This is a genomic window from Vitiosangium sp. GDMCC 1.1324, assembly GCF_003044305.1.
In the GTDB taxonomy this organism is placed as follows: domain Bacteria; phylum Myxococcota; class Myxococcia; order Myxococcales; family Myxococcaceae; genus Archangium.
Window position 1 is genome coordinate 42679 of record NZ_PZOX01000030.1, and the last position, 17561, is coordinate 60239.

Annotated in this window: 14 protein-coding genes; 11 read left to right on the plus strand and 3 right to left on the minus strand. The window is 67.6% G+C overall.

Translation table 11 applies throughout. The features are described 5' to 3' along the window. The first annotated feature begins 371 nt into the window (after positions 1–371). Positions 372–1703, plus strand: coding sequence for a tetratricopeptide repeat protein (locus DAT35_RS50980; RefSeq protein ID WP_108076751.1), 1332 nt, complete (start codon positions 372–374; stop codon positions 1701–1703). A gap of 9 nt (positions 1704–1712) precedes the next feature. On the opposite strand, the gene DAT35_RS50985 is transcribed toward DAT35_RS50980, so the two are convergent. Further along, positions 1713–2819 carry an HD domain-containing phosphohydrolase gene (locus tag DAT35_RS50985; protein WP_108076752.1) on the minus strand — a complete coding sequence of 369 codons (1107 nt, stop codon included), beginning with the start codon at positions 2817–2819 and terminating at the stop codon, positions 1713–1715. A gap of 258 nt (positions 2820–3077) precedes the next feature. Between DAT35_RS50985 and DAT35_RS50990 the strand changes: the two genes are divergently transcribed. The 7 genes from DAT35_RS50990 (at position 3078) to DAT35_RS51015 (ending at position 13476) form a co-directional block, all read left to right on the plus strand. Continuing rightward, positions 3078–4079, plus strand: coding sequence for a dihydrodipicolinate reductase (locus tag DAT35_RS50990; protein WP_108076753.1), 1002 nt, complete (start codon positions 3078–3080; stop codon positions 4077–4079). 15 nt (positions 4080–4094) lie between these two features. Continuing rightward, entirely contained in the window at positions 4095–4544 is a 450-nt protein-coding gene (locus DAT35_RS50995) for a MaoC family dehydratase N-terminal domain-containing protein (RefSeq protein WP_108076754.1), read from the plus strand. Continuing rightward, positions 4544–5191 (plus strand): MaoC family dehydratase, encoded by a 648-nt coding sequence (locus tag DAT35_RS51000; protein ID WP_108076755.1) that lies wholly within the window; start codon positions 4544–4546, stop codon positions 5189–5191. The genes DAT35_RS50995 and DAT35_RS51000 overlap by 1 nt, the downstream gene beginning before the upstream one ends. A gap of 170 nt (positions 5192–5361) precedes the next feature. Beyond that, positions 5362–7200 carry an acyl-CoA dehydrogenase gene (locus tag DAT35_RS51005; protein ID WP_108076756.1) on the plus strand — a complete coding sequence of 613 codons (1839 nt, stop codon included), beginning with the start codon at positions 5362–5364 and terminating at the stop codon, positions 7198–7200. Positions 7201–7559: 359 nt separating this feature from the next. Further along, a complete protein-coding gene (locus DAT35_RS51010) occupies positions 7560–12833 on the plus strand; it encodes an AAA family ATPase (protein WP_108076757.1) in 5274 nt (1757 codons plus the stop codon). 41 nt (positions 12834–12874) lie between these two features. Beyond that, complete coding sequence (locus DAT35_RS59555; RefSeq protein ID WP_158502224.1) at positions 12875–13021, plus strand: hypothetical protein; 147 nt, start codon at positions 12875–12877, stop codon at positions 13019–13021. A gap of 74 nt (positions 13022–13095) precedes the next feature. Continuing rightward, complete coding sequence (locus tag DAT35_RS51015; protein WP_108076758.1) at positions 13096–13476, plus strand: hypothetical protein; 381 nt, start codon at positions 13096–13098, stop codon at positions 13474–13476. A gap of 39 nt (positions 13477–13515) precedes the next feature. On the opposite strand, the gene DAT35_RS51020 is transcribed toward DAT35_RS51015, so the two are convergent. Both DAT35_RS51020 and DAT35_RS51025 read right to left on the minus strand, forming a co-directional pair. Beyond that, a complete protein-coding gene (locus tag DAT35_RS51020) occupies positions 13516–13971 on the minus strand; it encodes a biopolymer transporter ExbD (RefSeq protein WP_108076759.1) in 456 nt (151 codons plus the stop codon). A gap of 11 nt (positions 13972–13982) precedes the next feature. After that, positions 13983–14699, minus strand: coding sequence for a MotA/TolQ/ExbB proton channel family protein (locus DAT35_RS51025; RefSeq protein ID WP_233262196.1), 717 nt, complete (start codon positions 14697–14699; stop codon positions 13983–13985). Positions 14700–14743: 44 nt separating this feature from the next. Between DAT35_RS51025 and DAT35_RS51030 the strand changes: the two genes are divergently transcribed. The 3 genes from DAT35_RS51030 to DAT35_RS51040 all read left to right on the plus strand — a co-directional run bounded on the left by DAT35_RS51030 (position 14744) and on the right by DAT35_RS51040 (position 17535). Then, positions 14744–15565: a DUF4292 domain-containing protein gene (locus DAT35_RS51030; protein WP_108076760.1), complete on the plus strand. Its 822-nt coding sequence runs from the start codon at positions 14744–14746 to the stop codon at positions 15563–15565. 89 nt (positions 15566–15654) lie between these two features. Further along, complete coding sequence (locus tag DAT35_RS51035) at positions 15655–16398, plus strand: general secretion pathway protein GspE (protein WP_108076761.1); 744 nt, start codon at positions 15655–15657, stop codon at positions 16396–16398. Between the two features lie 21 nt (positions 16399–16419). Further along, complete coding sequence (locus DAT35_RS51040) at positions 16420–17535, plus strand: general secretion pathway protein GspE (protein WP_108076762.1); 1116 nt, start codon at positions 16420–16422, stop codon at positions 17533–17535. The last annotated feature ends 26 nt before the right edge of the window (positions 17536–17561 follow it).

Genomic DNA, 17561 nt, shown 5'->3' on the forward strand with positions numbered 1-17561 from the left:
GGGGGAGTTCAGGCATTCGTTGAACGCCTCGTTACACCGATTTCGGATTTCTTCGTAGGGCAAGCACTGCTCAACGCTTCTCCCTGCTCCCGCGGGAGGCTCGCTTCCCTCGGTGCATCGTGTCGTCAGTACCAGGGCTGTGGCGGCGAGCACGATTGAGCGCAGATGCACATGCTGTCGGGTGCTCATCGGATGGCTCATGTCGTCCGCCCTGTGGAGAGAGGCCCATCGCGGTGTGTGGGGCGACAAGTCTCGAACAGACCGCGCATCCGCTTCAATCAAGGGGAGCTTGTGCCGGCTACCCTGCGTGTGGTGGCCGATAGCTGCTCACGTGTTGCTCCAACGTGGCTCCTGACGAAAGCGGAGCGAGGATGACGCGAAGAAAGCTCCTCTGGTGCCTGGGTCTCACGACACCGCTGGTTACTCTCGCGGGGAGCTTCGCATTCTGGAGGGCCCGGTTGGCGCATCGGCCACTGGCTCTGGCGGTGTCTACTGTCGACGCTGTGCCTCGCACCCGGCTCGCCGCATGGGCCGCTGCCGAAGGAGAGTTGGTACGCGCGCGCGAAGAGGTGACAGCGGTCCTGTTGGGAGCGCCCGATCACCTTCCCGCACTCCTGGTCCTGGCGTGCATCGCGCTGGAGATGGGGGAACTCCGCGATGCGCAGGAGGTCATCGTCCGGTTGCGAGCCATGGCGCCAGAGCAACCGGAACCGCGGCTCCTGGAGAAGCTCCTGTCGGAGCGCCAACGTCCGGTCCCGGTGGGCTGGGGGCAGGCATTTCTCGAGGCCTGGACGCAACTGGGACGCCCCGATCTTCAGCGCAGCCTCCTGTTGCCGGATTCCACGTCCGTGGGCCTCGATGCGCCAGCGCTTGAGCGCGCCTGGAACCGGACCTCCTCTTCACGGGCCCGGCTCACCCTGGCCTTACTGTTCCCGGCTCCTTCCGAGGTGCACGCACGCTGGATCCTCCAGCAGGTGCCGGAGCTCGATGATTCCGCGCTGCTCGTCGCGGTATCCGACCTGCTGACCGATAACAGGCTTGTGGCGTCGTTGCGTCAGGAGGCCGCTTCTGTGCTGCGCCAGCGGCTCGCCCGGCTGGCCGAGACCTGCCCTCGAACCATGCAGCTTCGCTTGGTCCAACTCATGGCTGGAACCGAACGGGATGTGCCACTCGGTCCCCAGGAAATGGACGTGCTCGAAGCCATCTCGGTGCTCCCCGCCTGGAAGGAAGACTCCTTCACACGGTCGTTCCTGGAGGCACGCCGATGCTTGACGGAGATGGCGGTGCCTGATGCCAGTGGGGCCGCCTTCGCGGTGGCCGAGCGGACCCTGGGTCATCGCTTCGTACTCCGGTTGCTCTGGCGTGCCGCGGCCACCCGGGAGCAACTCATAGAAGACGAGCGGCGCAGGGTGGGGCGCATGCTCTGGCGCATCGGGAGCCGCCTCGCCGAGCAGTCCTCGCTCCTGGAGCGCTCGGTGGGGACTTCGCTCATGAGCTCAGGGGCCACCAGCATGCGCCACGGGGGCGATCAGCGAGCGGCCTTCGCGCATGAGGACGACATGCACCTGGCCGTCATGACCTCGCTCCGAGCTGCGCTCGACCGATGGCCGTTGCGCTCACTCACGGAGCAACTGTTGGAGTCACGGGCGCGCAGCGAGGTGACCTGGCTGCGCGCCTTCGTGGGGAAGGCCGCGCTCCCGTGAGGAGCGCGCTCAGCTCGCGACGCGGTTGGGCACCTTGCCCGGCGTGAAGCCGGCCCAGAGTGCGTTCTCCGCGTTCTCCATGTCCTCGACCTTCTTGCGGATGCGCTGCCACTCCGCATCCGGAATGCGCAGGAAGGCCTCGGCCAGCTCGGGGTCGAACTGCGTGCTCGAGCAGCGCTTGATTTCATCGCGCGCCACGGACATGGGCCGGCCCTTGCGGTACGGGCGGTCCGAGGTGATGGCGTCCACCGTGTCCGCGATGGCGAAGATGCGCGCCCCGATGACGATGTCCTTGCCCTTGAGCCCCTGCGGGTAGCCCTTGCCGTCCCACCGCTCCTGGTGGTGCAGCACGATGAGCGAGGCCTCGTGCAGGTAGGGCATCTTCGCGAGGATCTTGTAGCCGTACTCGGGATGCTTGCGCATCTCGACCCACTCCTCGGGCGAGAGCGGACCGGGCTTGAGCAGGATGGTGTCGCTCACGCCGATCTTCCCGATGTCGTGCAGCAGCGCTCCCTGCTCCACCACCTCGAGCTGCGTGGGCGTCAGGCCGATCTCCTCGCCGATGCGGCGCGAGTACAGCGACACCCGGCGCGAGTGCCATTGCGTCTCGGTGTCGCGGTAGTCGAGCGCGCTGATGAGCCCATCCAGCAGGCCGTTGGTGCGCTCCACCACCATGCGTTCCAGATCGCGGTTGATCGTCGTCAATTCCGCGTTCTTTTCGGCGACCTCTCGCGTGAGCCTCTCGTTGGCCTCCACCAGCCGGAAGTGCTCGAAGGCCTGGCGCACGGCGCTGGTCAACTCGCTGAGCGACCAGGGCTTGCCCAGCAGGCGGAACACCTCGCCGCGGTTGACCGCTTCCGATGCCGTGCGGAAGTCCGCCGCCGCCGTGAGCATGAGGCGCACCGCGCGTGGATTCTTCTCACGCAACGTGCGCAACAGCTCCACGCCGTTGAGCAACGGCATCATGAAGTCCGTCAGTACCACCTGGAAGCCCTCTTCCTTGGCGGCCTGGGCGGGATCCGTGTGGGTGACGACCTCGTAGCCCTCCGATTGGAGGATCCGCGACAGCGCGGCCAGAATGAGAGGATCGTCATCCACTACGAGGATGCGGTCCATGAACACTGCCTCCCAACCCCTAAGGGACGGACGTTGAAGAACCGGGCCGTTATACACGGCTTTTCGTTGAAAGGTCACACCCGCCAGGTGTGGGCTCGCGCTCCTGCTCGCTTTACAACCCCTCGAAACCTCTCCCGTTTCCGTGAGGGAAGCGCCGACCTGTCCCACGAGCCGCTTGCCTGTCCGGCTGGGGGTGGTCTATGGTGCGCGGGATTGCTGCATTGTGGTGTAACTCCTTGATTTCTGGAGAGTTCTCCGATGCCTAGAGCCTCCGCAGGGCCGGTCCCGGTGGTGGTCATGGGGTTGGGAGTCATCGGGCAGGAGATCGCCAAGGCGGCCCAGCTCTCACCCGAGGTGGAGTTGATTGGCGCGGTGGACGCCAACCCCCTTCTGGTGGGGCGCCCCTTGTCGGACGTGCTCGGGGCTCCCGGGGTGAAGTTCAAGGTGGCCGGCACGCTCGAGGCCGCGGTGGGACGGCACAAGGGCGCCGTGCTGCTGCATGCCACGGGCTCGCGGCTCGAGCAGGTGATGGACCAGCTGCTCGAGGCGTTGAAGCTCGGGCTGCCGGTGGTCTCCACCTGTGAGGAGCTGGCCTTCCCCTTCCTCAAATATCCCGAGCTGGCCGAGAAGCTGGAGCGCGCGGCGCAGAAGGCCGGCGTGGCGGTGCTCGGCACCGGCGTCAACCCGGGCTTCGCCATGGACAGGCTGGTGGCCACGGCGGGCCAGGCGTGCGGCCCGGTGCGCCATGCCACGGTGACGCGCGTGGTGGATGCGCGCACCCGCCGGGAAGCGCTGCAGCGCAAGGTGGGCGCGGGCCTGTCCGAGGACGAGTTCTTCGCCCTGGTGGACAAGGAGCAGCTGGGCCACGTGGGGCTGGTGGAGAGCGCGGCCCTGTGCGCGCTGGGGCTCGGCATGGACTGCGACGACTTCGAGGAGGAGATCGTCCCCGTCTTCGCCGAGGAGGACATCTCCGGCGGCGCCTTCCCGGTGAAGAAGGGGCGGGTGGCGGGCATCTTCCAGTCCGCGGTGGGCCTGGAGGAGGGGCAGGAACGGGTGAGGTTGGAGCTCACCATCGCGGTGGGGGCTGACAATCCGGGGGACCGCATCGAGATTGAGTCGGACCCGAGGATCGTCGTGGAGATTCCGGGGGGGGTGCCCGGTGATCGGGCCACCGCGAACGCGGTGGTGAACGCCGCCCCGCGGGTGTCGGCCGCGGAGGCCGGGCTTTTGACCGTGCTCGAGCTGCCAGCCGGTCGTTGAAAAAGGGAGAGGGACATGCTGGACAAGAACGCCATCGGCCGTGCCTCACCGCCGTTCCTGAACGAGGTGGAGAAGGGCGCCATCCGGCGCTTCGCCGAGTCCCTCGGCGACTACAACCCCATCTACTACGACGAGGAGTACGCGCGGGCGTCGGGCTACCCCACCGTGGTGGCGCCGCCCACGTTCCCCGCGTCCTTCAGCTCGGCCGCGGACTTGCGCGAACTGCTGGGCGTGGGCATCAAGAGTCTCCTGCACGCCGAGCAGTCCTTCGAGTACGAGCGGCCCATCTTCGCCGGGGACCGCATCTTCGTCGCCACGCGGGTGGCGGACGTGCTCGAGCGCACCGGCCCGGCTGGGAAGATGGATGTCGCCGTCATCGAGGACGAGGGCCGGGACGAGGAGGGCAACCTCGTGTTCCGCGCCCGCCGCACGCTCATCGTCCGCGCCTCCAAGGAGAATCCGTGATGCCCGCGCGCAAGCTCTATTTCGAAGGCATCCGCGTCGGAGATGAACTGCCGGCGCTGGCCAAGGCCCCCATCGACCGGGTGCAGCTGTCCCGCTACGCCGGCGCCTCCGGCGACTTCAACCCCGTCCACGTGGACGAGGTGTACGCCAAGAGCGTGGGCATGCCCTCCGTGTATGCCCCGGGCATGCTGGTGATGGGCATGCTGAGTCAGCTCATCAGCGACTGGGCCCGCGGCGGCCAGCTGCGGCGCTACCACGTGCGCTTCATCAAGATGGTGTGGCCGGGCGACACCGTCGTGTGCAAGGGCCGCGTGAGCGACCGGCACGGCGAGGGCGGCCGCTACTTCGTCGACGTGGAGCTGTGGGCGGAGAACCAGCGCGGTGAGCTGGTGATGAAGGGCAACTCCACCATCCAGCTCTTCTACTCGTTGGAGGACGAGAACCGGCAGCGCGCCGGCCAGTCCCCCATCGTCGTGGAGGTGCCGCGCGAGAGCCTCCTCCAGGCCTCCGCCGCCCAGGCTGGCGAGGGCTCCGAGGAGGATGAGGAGCGCAGGGCCGCCGGCATCTCCGGCAAGAAGACGACAGGCTCCAAGCCCGCCGCCAAGACGGCCATCGCCCCTTCCGCCGCGAAGAAGGTCAAGAAGTAGGTCTTTCTCTCCCGATGTCCTCCCAGGCGGCGGGCATCTTGCTCGCCGCCCCAACGCGAGGCGTCATTCGGGATTGACTCCAGAATCAATCGACGTAACCTTTCCGTGTCCCATGAGAGGGGCCGCGGACCGTCGATTTTGCGGCCGTGAGCCCCCAACACGGAGGGGCTATGTCCGCCGGCATCAACACCTACAAGACCGACCTTCGAGAAATCTTCTTCACGCTGTTCGAGCAGTTCGGCTTCGGCCAGGTCGCCGGACAGGCTCCCTATGACGCCTGGGGGCCGGACGAGGCCAAGGCGGTCCTCCAGGAGACCTACCGCTTCGCCAAGGAAGTTCTCGGGCCCCTCAACTCCTCGGGTGATCGCGAGGGCTGTCGGGTGGAGAACGGGCGGGTCATCACCCCGAAGGGCTTCAAGGACGCCTGGAAGAAGCTCTACGAGCAGGGCTTCAAGACGGTGGGCGTGAGCCCGGAGCATGGCGGGCAGGGTGCTCCCATGATGCTGTACGTGCTCCTCGAGGAGATCCTCTCGGGCGCCAACACGGCCTTCAACATGTACCCGGGGCTGGCCTTCGGCGCGGCGGAGCTGATCGCCGAGTGCGGCACGCCGGAGCAGAAGAAGCTCTACGTGGAGCGCATGCTGAATGGCACCTGGGGCGGCACCATGTGCCTCACCGAGCCGCACGCGGGCTCGGACGTAGGCGCGGCCAAGTCGAGCGCGCGTAAGAACGCGGACGGCACCTACAGCATCCGCGGCACGAAGATCTTCATCTCCGGCGGTGACCACGACCTGGCGGACAACGTCGTCCACCTGGTGCTGGCGCGCATTGAGGGCGCGGCGCCGGGCACCAAGGGCCTGTCGCTCTTCATCGTGCCGAGGATCCGCGTGACTGCGGACGGCAGCCTGACGGGCGGCAACGACGTGTCGGTGGGCTCCATCGAGCACAAGATGGGCATCCGGGCGTCGGCCACGTGCGTGCTGAACTTCGGCGAGAACGACGGCTGCGTGGGCGAGCTGGTGGGCGGCATCGAGAACGTCGGCATGAGCCAGATGTTCAAGATGATGAACGGGGCGCGCATCGCGGTGGGCATCCAGGGCCTGGCGCTGGCGAGCACGGCCTACTTCAACGCGCTCGAGTACGCGAAGGACCGCAAGCAGGGCTCGCACGTGAGCAAGTGGAAGGATCCGACGGCGCCGCGCGTGCCCATCATCGAGCACCCGGACGTGCGCCGCATGCTGCTGGAGATCAAGTCGCACGTGGAGGGAATCCGCTCGCTCATCGTCAAGCTGGCCATGCACACGGACAAGGCGCAGCAGCTGGCGGGCAAGGACGACGACAAGGCCGCCTACCACCGCGGGCAGGTGGAGCTGCTCACCCCGCTGGTGAAGGCGTACGGATCTGACCAGTCGTTCCGTCTGTGCGCGCAGGCCATCCAGGTGTACGGCGGCGCCGGCTACTGCCAGGACTACCCGGTGGAGCAGTACACGCGCGATTCGAAGATCTTCTCCATCTACGAGGGCACCAACCACATCCAGGCCATGGACCTGGTGGGCCGCAAGATGGGCCAGGCGGGCGGCGCGAACTTCCAGCAGTTCATGGCGGACGTGGGCGCGTTCATCGAGGCCAACCGCGAGAACAAGGTGTACGGCGAGGCGGTGCGCCAGCTCGCCGCGGCGCAGGAGGGCGTGATGGCGAGCGCCATGGCCGTCCTGGGCTGGTCGCAGGAGCCGGCGAAGATGGGCCTCATCCCGCTGTCGGCCAACCGCTTCCTGAACATGATGTCCGAGCTGGCGGTGGGCTGGCTGCTGCTGGACGCGGCCGTCATCGCCGAGCGCGTGGGTGAGAAGGCCTCGGGCGACGAGAAGGCCTTCTACGAGGGCAAGCGCTGGAGCGCGCTGTGGTATGCGCGCAACGTGCTGCCCAACGTGGAGCAGGCCGCGAAGATGATGGCCACCGAGGACTCCTCGCCGGTGGAGATCTCCAACCTGGCGTTCGGCACCATCTAGCCGTCGGCAGTCGAAGCAGGACCCCCGGCCCTTTCCCTCAGGGACAGGGTCGGGGGATGGGTGCCGGGTTCCCCGAGTTCGAATCCGCGCACGTCGTAGCGCCGCACCGGCCCACGGAGGCCGAGCGGGCGAAGACGTGCTCAGCGGCCAGGTCGTTCCTGTAGCGGTGCCCATGCCGTACCACGGGCCCCGGGAGCCCTGGCGGCATTCCGATGGGAAGGTCCCTTGGACGGCCCCCGGGGGGACGTCGTGAGGGCTTTGTCCCGCTCGGCCTCGGGTCACATCCGGCCGCGTACGATCCGGAGTGCTGGCGAGACACCGTCATGGGGACCGGTTCTCGCCCACAAGGGCACTCATCCATGTTGAACCTCCCGGGGTACAGGGTCCTCGGAACCATTCGGGCAACGGGCTCGAACGTTCTGTTCCAGGCGGTGCGCGAGGCCGATGGCCTTCCCGTCATCCTCAAGACGCCCATGACACCCTCGCCCGGCCCCGGTGAGAGCGAGAGGTACCGGCGGGAGTTCGCGCTCCTGCAGCGGCTGCAGGGCGTGCGCGGGGTGGCCAGGCCCTATGCCTGCGAACGGCTCCACGAACGGCCCGTGCTGTTGCTGGAGCGGGTGCAGGGCGAGCCCCTTTCCGAGTCCACGGGCCAGCCGCTCGAGGTCTCCCGGTTCTTGCGCCTGGCCATCTCGTTGGCCTCCACCCTGGCGGAGGTCCACTGCCGCAACGTCATCCACAAGGACATCAAGCCCTCGAACATCATCCTGGAGCCCTCGGGTGAGGCACGGCTCATCGACTTCGGCGTGGCCACGCTGCAGAAGGTGGAGCACCTGGATGCGGCACCGACGCACCTGATCGAAGGCACGCTGGCGTACATGTCGCCGGAGCAGACGGGACGGATGAACCGCGCGGTGGATTACCGCACGGACTTCTACTCGTTGGGCGTCACCTTCTACGAGCTGCTGACAGGACGGCGGCCGTTCCATGGACGGGATGCGCTCGAGTGGTTCCACGCGCACATGGCGCAGAAGCCGACGCCCCCGCACGAGCTGAACCCTCAGGTGCCGCCGGCCTTGTCGGCCATCGTGCTCAAGCTGTTGGCGAAGGTGGCCGAGGAGCGCTACCAGAGCGCCGAGGGACTGAAGGCGGACATCGAGCGGTGCCACGCGGCACTGAGTCACAGTGCTCAAGAGGTGTTCGCGCTGGGAACGCAGGACACGCCCCAACGGTTCCAACTGCCGCAACGGCTCTACGGGCGCGAAGCGCAGGTGTCCACCCTGCTCGAGGGCTTCGAGCGGGTGGCGCGGACAGGGAGGCCGGAGCTGTTCCTGGTCAGTGGGTACTCGGGAATCGGCAAGTCCTCGGTGGTGCATGAGCTGCACAAGCCAGTGGTGCAGCGGCGTGGCTTCTTCCTGAAGGGCAAGTTCGACCAGTTCCAGCGGGACATTCCGTACGCGACGTTGGCCCAGGCCATCCGCGGGCTGGTGCAGCAGGTGCTGGCGGGGAGCGACGAGGAAATCGCGAGCTGGCGCGAGCGGGTGAATCAAGCCTGGGCGGGCGAGGGCCAGCTGCTCGTGGATCTGGTGCCGCAGCTGGAAGTCCTGGTGGGCCCGCAGCCCGCGCTCCAGGAGTTGTCCCCCAGCGAGGCGCAGCACCGCATCCTCCGGGTGGTCCGCCGGTTCCTCGCGGTCTTCGCCACGCAGGAGCACCCGATGGTGGTGTTCCTGGATGACCTGCAGTGGGCGGACCTGTCCAGCCTGCGGCTGCTCGAGCAACTGTTGTCGCAACCGGAGACCCCCGTGGTGTTGTGGCTCGGTGCCTACCGGGACAACGAGGTGCTCCCCACGCACCCGCTGGTGCCGATGTTGGAGGTGGTGCGCAAGGCGGGGGCGCGGATGACGGACCTCCGGTTGGAGCCCCTGTGCGCGGAGCTGGTGGCGCAACTGGTGGGGGACGCGCTGCCGGGAGCGGGTGCGGAGGTGGTGGCTCCCCTCGCGGCGCTGCTGCACGAGAAGACGGGTGGCAACCCCTTCTTCCTGCTGCAGTTGATGGTGACGCTCCACCAGGATGGGCTGCTGGTGCGTGTGCCCGGGGGCGGGTGGCGGTGGGATGCCGAAGGGGTACGGGCTCGGGGCTATTCGGAGAACATCGTCGACTTCATGGTGGGCAAGCTGCGCCAGTTCCCCACTGGCACGCAGCACCTGCTGCAACTGGCGGCGTGCGTGGGCAATGTCTTCTCGCTCCGGATGTTGGGCATTCTCGCCGGCCTGGAGGAGCTGCGGCAGGTGGAACAGGGGCTCGAGCCCGCGCTCCAGGAAGGCCTGCTGGTGCACGCGGGCCCGGAGCAGTACCGCTTCCTCCATGATCGCATCCAACAGGCGGCCCACTCCCTCATCTCCGAGCAGGAGCGCAAGGCCGTCCACCTGCGCATCGGCCGGTTGCTGCTCGAGAGCCTGTCGCAGGAGGAAGTGCGCGAGACGCTCTTCGACGTGGTGAGCCAGTTCAACGCTGGAGCGGAGCTGATCGATGACCCCGCGGAGCGCCACCAGCTCGCGCGGCTGAACGCCGAGGCGGGTGTGAAGGCCAGGGCCGCGGTAGCGCTCCTGCCCGCCATCACCTACCTCACGACGGCCTTCGAGCTCATTCCTGGAGACCCCTGGGAGACGGACTACGCGCTGACCTTCAAGGTGCGGCTCGCGCGGGCGAAATGCGAGCTCCTGAGCGGTCACGTCTCCGAGGTGCGCCCACTGACGGAGGAGCTTCTCTCCCGGGCGCGGAACCGTGCGGACACCACGGCCGCCTACTGCCTGAAGAATGAGCTCGCTGTCTTCACGGGTGACATCCAGAGGGCCGTCACGTGCATTCTGGAGGGTCTCTCCGTGCTGGGCATGCCGATCTCCCAGCACCCCACCTGGGAGGAGGCGGTGGCTGCCCATGACGAGGTATGGGCGCTGCTGGGGGATCGCTCCATCGAGAGCCTCATCGATTTGCCTCCCATGACCGACCCGGACATGAAGCTGGTGATGAGCCTCCTCTCCGGGCTCTTCACGTCGGCCTACTTCACCGACCTCCACCTGTTCATCATCGACCTGAGCCTGACGGTCTCGCTCACCCTCCGTTACGGGTTCACGGATGCCGCGGTGGGAGGAATTGGCTGGTTCGGGTTGCTGAGCGGCGCTCTCTTCAAACGCTACCGGGAAGGCGAGGCCCTGGGCCTGCTCTCCTGTGGGCTCGTCGAGCGGTACAACCTGACCGACCGCCGGCCGCGGGCGCTCTTCAGTCTTCAGTTCGTCTGCTATTGGACCCGCCCCTTCTCCGCCGTGCTGGAAATTGCCCACAGCGCCTTTCAACACGGGCTCCAGTCAGGGGAGCTCGTGACCGCCAGTTTCATCTGCCACGCGATCATCCAGACCCGCCTCGCCATGGGGCACAACCTGGAGGACATCCACCAGGATCTGGTCACTCGCTGCGAGTTCGTGCGCAAGGCCGGGAGCCAGGAGGCGATGGACGCGCTCGTCATCTACCAGGCCTACGTTCAGCAGATGCGCGGGCTCTCGCGCTCTTTCGGCACCCTGGGCAGGGACGACTTCGATGTGCGGGCCTTCGAGGCCAGGCTGATGTCCGGGAGCGCGGTCTCCATGCGGGGCATCTACTGGCTCATCAAGCTCCAATCATGCTTCATGAGCGGCGCCTACGCGGAGGCTCGGGACGCAGCGGACAAGGCGGCCGGGCTGCTCTGGTCCGTGTGCGGCATGATCTTCACCAGGGAATACCAGTTCTATCGCGCCCTGACCCTGGCCGCGTGCTTCGAGGAGGCAACGGCGGAGGATCAGCGGCAGTGGCTCGAGGCCATCCAGGGTCACCAGCAGCAGCTCGCGGAGTGGGCCGCGCACTGCCCCGAGAACTTCCGCGCGCTCGAACGGATGGTGTCTGGAGAGCTGGCCCGCCTCGCGGGGCGGGTGGAAGAGGCGACGTGCGCCTACGAGGAGGCCATCTGCCTGGCTCGGGAGAACGGCGCCACCCAGTACGTGGGGCTGGCCAGCGAGCTCGCGGCGAACTTCTGGCGCACACGGCAGGCCTCGATTGTCGCCCATTCCTTCGCGCGCGAAGCCCGGGCGGCGTACCTCCAGTGGGGAGCTCTCGGCAAGGTCCAGCACCTGGATTCCCAGTGGCCCCACCTCGCGTCCCAGCCGGAGGCCACCGACGACTCGCTGACCACCAGCGGTACGGCCTCGACGCAGATCGACGCGCTCACGGTCGTCAAGACCCAGCAGGCCATCTCCGGGGAGATCGTGCTGGAGCGGCTGGTGACGACGCTGCTGCAGGCGGCGATCGAGAACGCGGGAGCCCAGAGAGGTGCCCTGCTGCTGCCGGATGGGGACTCGCTCTCGGTGGCGGCCATCTCCGACGCTTCCCCCGAGGAGGCGGCCCACGCGCTTCCGTGGATGCTCCTCGCCTATGTTCGGCGCACGCGAGAGCACATGCTCATCGGCGATGCCTCCAAGCCCCATCCGTTCTCGTCCGATGCGTACTTGTCGCGCAGCGAAGCCCGGTCGGTGTTGTGCCTGCCGCTGTTGAGGCAGGAGCAGTTCTCCGGGGCGCTGTACCTGGAGAACAACCTGGCCCCCGACGCATTCAGCCCGGCGCGGCTGGCGCTCCTGGGGCACATCGCCTCGCAGGCGGCCATCTCCATCGAGAACGCGCGGCTGTATGCGGACGTCCAGCACGCCAAGGTGGAGCTGCGCCAGGCCAATGACGCGCTGGAGCAGCGGGTGGAGGAGCGCACGCGCGAGCTCAAGGCGGCCCAGGCCCGGTTGGTGGACACCGCTCGCGAGGTGGGCATGGCCGAGATCGCCTCCAACGTGTTGCACAACGTGGGCAATGTGCTCACCAGTGCCGTCATCAGCCTCGAGATGATGCGCCAGGCCCTGGGGGCATCGCGCGTGAGCCGGTTGAAGCAGGTCTCGGCCCTGTTGCTGGAGAACCGGGTGGGATTGGCGGACTTCCTGACGACGGACCCGCGAGGCAACCACCTGCCGAACTACCTGTCGGCGCTGGCGGAGGAACTGCTGCGCGAGCAGACGCGCTTGACGGAGGATCTGGATGCGATGGGCCGGCACGTCGAGCACATTCGCGCCATCGTCCAGGTGCAGCAGACGTACGCCAAGACCTCGTTGATGACGGAGGAATGCGACCTGGCCCAACTCATCGACGACGCGTTGCGCATCCAGATGGCGGCGCTGCAACGTCACGGGGTGAGCGTCCGGCGCGAGCTGTCGGCGGTGCCCCGGGTGAAGGTGGACAAACACAAGGTGCTGCAAATCCTCATCAACCTCATCAGCAACGCGAAGAACGCGCTGGATGAGACACCCGAGGGGAATCGCAATATCTGGGTGAGGCTGGTGGCGAAGGGGGACGTGGCACGCATCCAGGTGGTGGATGACGGGATAGGAATCGCGCCGGAAACGAGCGAGAAGCTGTTCTCGCATGGCTTCACCACGCGCAAGGATGGCCATGGTTTCGGTCTGCACTCGAGCGCGCTGGCGGCGCAACTCCTGAACGGGAGCCTCTCCCTGGAGAGTGAGGGACCCGGCAAGGGCGCCGTGGCCACGCTGGAGCTTCCGCTCACCTGAGGCTCGCGGGCTCCCCAACGCGACGCCCTGGCGCGGATCGGGTGGACGAGGTGGCGGTGGACATCTACCTGGGCCGGGCTGCACTGCGCGGCGTCGCACCCGGGACGCCGGGAGCGCTCGGGTGTGGATTCGTTCCCCATGCGACGTCCGTCGCGTTGTTGTGGAAGTTGCTCCTCGAGCCGGATTGAGGAGGGGTAGGGTGGTGCGTAGATTTCCCTCCCACTCCTCACGCCGCCATCTGGACCCTACGATGCGACACGCCATGAAACTCGGGGCCTGGAGCCCGCTGCTGACTCTGTTCGGGGGGACTCCCTCTCGCTCCTATGTCGAAGTGGCGCCTGACTCCGTGACCTTCCGCTTCGGCGCTTTCGTGGCTCGAATCCCGCTCGCGGATGTCAGCGGCGCGTCACGTGCGCACTGGCCGCTCCTCGGTGGCATCGGCTGGCGTATCGGCCCTGGGGCCGTGGGGCTGATCGGCTCGCTCCAGAACGTCGTCGAGGTGACCTTGCGGCAGCCACACCGGGTGCGTGTCATGGGCATTCCCGTGAAGGCTCGCCGCGTGTTCGTTTCCCTTGAGGACCCGGAAGCCTTCCTGGCCGACCTGGCGGCGGCGCGGGGCTCGCCGCAAGAGCTCAGGGCATAGCTGGAAGAGGGCCCCGTGAAGCCCGGCCGGGCGCCGGACCTACTTGGACTCGCGCACGCCGATGGCGAGCTGCCCGAGCCCGACGCTCTTGGCCAGCTCCATCACCTGCACCACCGTGCCGTGGGGGACTCCCTCATCGGCCTGGACGATGACGATCGTGTCCGGGTTCTTCTGCTGGGCCTCGGTGAAGGCACGCTTGAGCTCGTCCTCGCTCACCACGTTGCCGCCCAGCACGTAGCGTCCGTCCGAGAGGATGGCCACGGACAGATCCGTGGCTCGCGCCGTGACGTCCGTGGTGCCTCCCTTGGGGAGGTTCACCTTGAGACCCGCCTGGGCGCCGCCTCCGGGGGCCTGCTGCACGATGACCGAGCTCGTCACCATGAAGATGATGAGGAGCACCAGGAAGATGTCCGTCAGCGGGGTGATGTTGATCTCGGCGAAGCCGACGTCCTCGCCGCTGCCATCTCCGTCCCCCGGTACCTTGCCCATCGCCATGTGAGTGGACCTCAGGCTTCCGGCTGGGGACGCGTTTCCACCGGGGCCGGAGACGTGGCGGTGGAGGCGGTGGTGGAGGGCGGGTTGATGGGGCGCTCGCGCAGCAACTCGACGAACTCGTCACCCAGGAGCCGTAGCTCCACGAGCACGCGGGACAGCCGCGCCTGGAAGTAGTTGTAGAAGGCCATGGCCTGCACCGCGACGAGGATGCCCACCGCCGTGGCCACCAGGGCCTCGGAGATGCCCGTCATCACCGCGCCGGTACCGCCGGTGCCTCCGGCCGACACGTCCAGGCCCAGGTCCTTGAAGGACTTCATGATGCCGGCCACCGTGCCGAACAGGCCCACGAAGGGCGTCAGCGAGCCGATGGTGGCCAGTATCCACAGGTTGCGGCGCAGCCGCAGGCCCACCTGGGCGCGCTCCCGCTCCACCGCCGAGTCCACCCCGTCACATGCTCCACGGGTGCGCTCGAAGCGGTCGAAGCCGGCCAGGAAGATGTCCGCCACCGCGGCGTCCGAGCGCTCGGTGGCCGTGCGGGCGGCGGCGACGTCCCCCCGCAGCAGGTGCTTGTGGACGGTGTCCCCGAGCGCCCGGGAGTGCTCGCTCACCCCCCACAGAGCGATCAACCGCTCGATGGCCACACCCAGTGCCACCACGGAGGCGAGGAGAAGGAAGGCGAGCGTGAAGCCGCCGATACGCAGGTAGTGGAGGATGTCGGAAAGGCTCATGCAAGTGGTGGCCAGGAAGGGCGCCCTGGCGCGAGACTTAAGCCATGAACCGCGCAGCCGCCGCAATCTTCCTGGTCATCATCTGTTCAGGCTGTCCCAAGCGCATTGATTTTGGTCCCAACGGCCAGATTACGCGGGCCGAGGAGCTCTTCCGGCTGACGAGTGCCGCCCAGGACCGGGTGGCGACCCTCCAGGGGGACGGGAAGCTCCGAGTGGAGTCGCCCCAGGGCTCCGGGACCGTCTCCGTCTACCTGGCTGCCTCCCGGCCCGGCCTGCTGCGCGTGGAGATGTTCGATTTCTTCAACCGGCCCATCGCCGTGCTGGTGACGGATGGGCAACGCTTCGGCCTCTTCCAGGCCCAGGAGAACAAGTTCTACCAGGGGCCGGCGACCCCCCGGAACCTGTCGCGCTTCCTGCCTATCTCCCTGCCCAGCCAGGAGCTGGTCTCCATCATGCTCGGCAAGGTGCCCTTCATCCCCGCCGAGCGGATGACACTCGCCCTGGACTCGAGGGAGGGGCTGTACGTCCTCACGCTCCACAAGGACTCGGTGACCCAGGTGCTCCACATCCACCCCAGGTATCTCCTGGTCACGCGCAGCGAGGTGCGGGGTGCTCCGGCCTATGGTCTCGAGTACGACCACTTCAAGGAGCGCGGGGAGCTCGTCTTCCCCCACGAGGTGAAGCTTGTGGCCCCCACGTCCGATACCTCGCTGGGCCTGCGTTACACCGACATCACCCTCAACGAGTCCCCGGACCTCACCCTCTTCGACCTCTCCGCCCCCGAGGGCGTCCCCGTGGTCGAGGTGGATGAGGGGGGGCAGGCCCTGCCTCCGGTCGCGCTGCCTCCCACCTCGCCTGGTTCTTGAGCAGGCTGGTTCAAGAACTCAGCAATCGTTGGAATCTCAGGTAGAGTGGGTGGACCGGCGGGTCCGTTCGGACTCCCCGCGACTGCGACATGGCACAGATCAAGCTTGGTGAACTGCTGATCAAGGCGAACGTGCTCCAGGAGAGCCAGCTCAAGGCGGCGCTCGCGGAGCAGGCGAAATGGGGCGGGAAGCTGGGAGAGATCCTGGTCCGGATGAACCTCGTGTCCGAGGACATCCTGGTGAGGGCGCTGTCCAAGCAGCTCGCCATTCCCGCGGTCAACCTGGACGCCGTGAAGGAGATACCTCCGCACGTGCTCAACCGCGTCCCGCTGCAGACGGCGCGGGACTTCGCGGTGTTGCCGCTGCAGCTGCGCGACGACGGCAAGACGCTGGTGGTGGCGATCGCCGACCCGCTCAACGTGCGGCAGCTGGACGAGCTGCGCGCCGTCACCAAGTGCCGCATCGTCCCGAACGTGGCCGGACGGACGGCCATCGCGCGGGCCATGGCGCGCTTCTATGAGGACCAGGGCGAGCTGGCGGACGCGGACACCAACTTCAAGGTGGTGGACGCCCAGGGCCGCACGGTCGTCAAGAACCTGAACCAGGTCGCTCCGGCGGCAACCCCGGCCCCGGCTCCGACTCCAGCCCCGATGCCGACCGCGCCCTCGCGTGAGACGCCAGCGGTGCGCGGTGGCGGCAGCCCGGTGGATCTCCTGCGCAGCGTGGAAGAGGTGCAGCGCAAGGAGGTGGCCGCCCTCAAGGCCATGGTGGAGCTGCTCATCGAGAAGGGGGTCTTCACCCGCGACGAGTACCTGGCGAAGGTCAAGCGTTAATCCGTCCTCCCCCCGGTTCTCATGCGCAAGAAGATCGGCGAGCTCCTCATCGAGTCCGGCGCCGTCAGTCAGGAGCAGATCCACAAGGCGCTGGGTCAGCAACGGGTCCATGGCAGCGGTCAGCGGCTGGGCTCGGTCATCGTCACCCTGGGATTCACCTCTCCCGCGGAGGTGGCCCGTGCCCTGGCGCGCCAGTTCGAACTGCCCTTCGTCGAGCTCCCGGAGATTCCCGAGGAGGTGCGCTCACTCGTCTCGCTCGACTTCCAGGCCGAGCACCGCATCGTCCTGTTCCGGCTCGAGCGGCAGGGGCGCACCGAGCGGCTTCACGTCGCGGTGGATGATCCCTCCGACCTGACCGTGGTGGACGAGGTGAGCTACCAGCTCAACAAGCCCGTCCATGTCCACGTGGCCGCGGAGGACGACGTCGACCGCGCGCTCGACCTCGTGAGTGGCCGGGCGCTGGGGCTCCTCGCACTGGAAGAAGTCGACGGCGAGTCGCTCCTGGAGCAGGGGAGCCCCGAGGGGCATTGGCTCGGTGCGGAGGATACTCCGGCGTCCCCCTCCGCCGCCCTCTCGGCCCTGCTCGACGGGGAGCTGTCGACGTCGCCGACGCCCCCGCTGCTCGACGAAGACGACGACATCACCCTCATCACCCCGAGGTCCGCCTTGAAGTCAAAGCCGCCGGCGCCCCCCGCACCGCCGCCATTCGAGGAGGAGGACGACGACATCACCCTCATCACGCCCCGGGCCACGCCCAGGGCGAAGGCCGCCGCGAAGCCTCCGCCTCCGCCCCCGCAGGAGAGCGAGGAGGTCCTCGATGAGCTGCTCGGTGACGGTGAGCCCCCGCCTCCGACGAAGCCCCCCGCCGCGCCCAACAAGAAGGGCGTGCCGGTGGTCGTCTTTGGCGGTGCCGCCCAGGGCACGCCCCTGCCGCCTCCGCCTCCGGAGCTGCCCGACATCACCGACGAGGACCTGAAGGTGCTCGAGGACATCGAGCGCATGGCGGACGGTGCCGAGGCGACGCTGCACACGGAGAAGGTGAAGCCCGCGCGCATGGTGGCCAGCCTCATCCGCCTCCTCATCCGCAAGCGCGTCATCCGCGAGGAGGAGTTCCTGGAGGAGCTGTCCCGGAAGTGATGCCCCGGGCCGGGTGTTCTCGCCCG

Coding starts and splice junctions, on each gene's coding strand:
- DAT35_RS51005 (WP_108076756.1), top strand. CDS start 5,362: ATGTCCGCCGGCATCAACACCTACAAGACCGACCTTCGAGAAATCTTC.
- DAT35_RS50995 (WP_108076754.1), top strand. CDS start 4,095: ATGCTGGACAAGAACGCCATCGGCCGTGCCTCACCGCCGTTCCTGAAC.
- DAT35_RS51030 (WP_108076760.1), top strand. CDS start 14,744: ATGAACCGCGCAGCCGCCGCAATCTTCCTGGTCATCATCTGTTCAGGC.
- DAT35_RS51020 (WP_108076759.1), bottom strand. CDS start 13,971: ATGGCGATGGGCAAGGTACCGGGGGACGGAGATGGCAGCGGCGAGGAC.
- DAT35_RS50990 (WP_108076753.1), top strand. CDS start 3,078: ATGCCTAGAGCCTCCGCAGGGCCGGTCCCGGTGGTGGTCATGGGGTTG.
- DAT35_RS51010 (WP_108076757.1), top strand. CDS start 7,560: ATGTTGAACCTCCCGGGGTACAGGGTCCTCGGAACCATTCGGGCAACG.
- DAT35_RS51000 (WP_108076755.1), top strand. CDS start 4,544: ATGCCCGCGCGCAAGCTCTATTTCGAAGGCATCCGCGTCGGAGATGAA.
- DAT35_RS51025 (WP_233262196.1), bottom strand. CDS start 14,699: ATGAGCCTTTCCGACATCCTCCACTACCTGCGTATCGGCGGCTTCACG.
- DAT35_RS51040 (WP_108076762.1), top strand. CDS start 16,420: ATGCGCAAGAAGATCGGCGAGCTCCTCATCGAGTCCGGCGCCGTCAGT.
- DAT35_RS50985 (WP_108076752.1), bottom strand. CDS start 2,819: ATGGACCGCATCCTCGTAGTGGATGACGATCCTCTCATTCTGGCCGCG.
- DAT35_RS51015 (WP_108076758.1), top strand. CDS start 13,096: ATGAAACTCGGGGCCTGGAGCCCGCTGCTGACTCTGTTCGGGGGGACT.
- DAT35_RS50980 (WP_108076751.1), top strand. CDS start 372: ATGACGCGAAGAAAGCTCCTCTGGTGCCTGGGTCTCACGACACCGCTG.
- DAT35_RS51035 (WP_108076761.1), top strand. CDS start 15,655: ATGGCACAGATCAAGCTTGGTGAACTGCTGATCAAGGCGAACGTGCTC.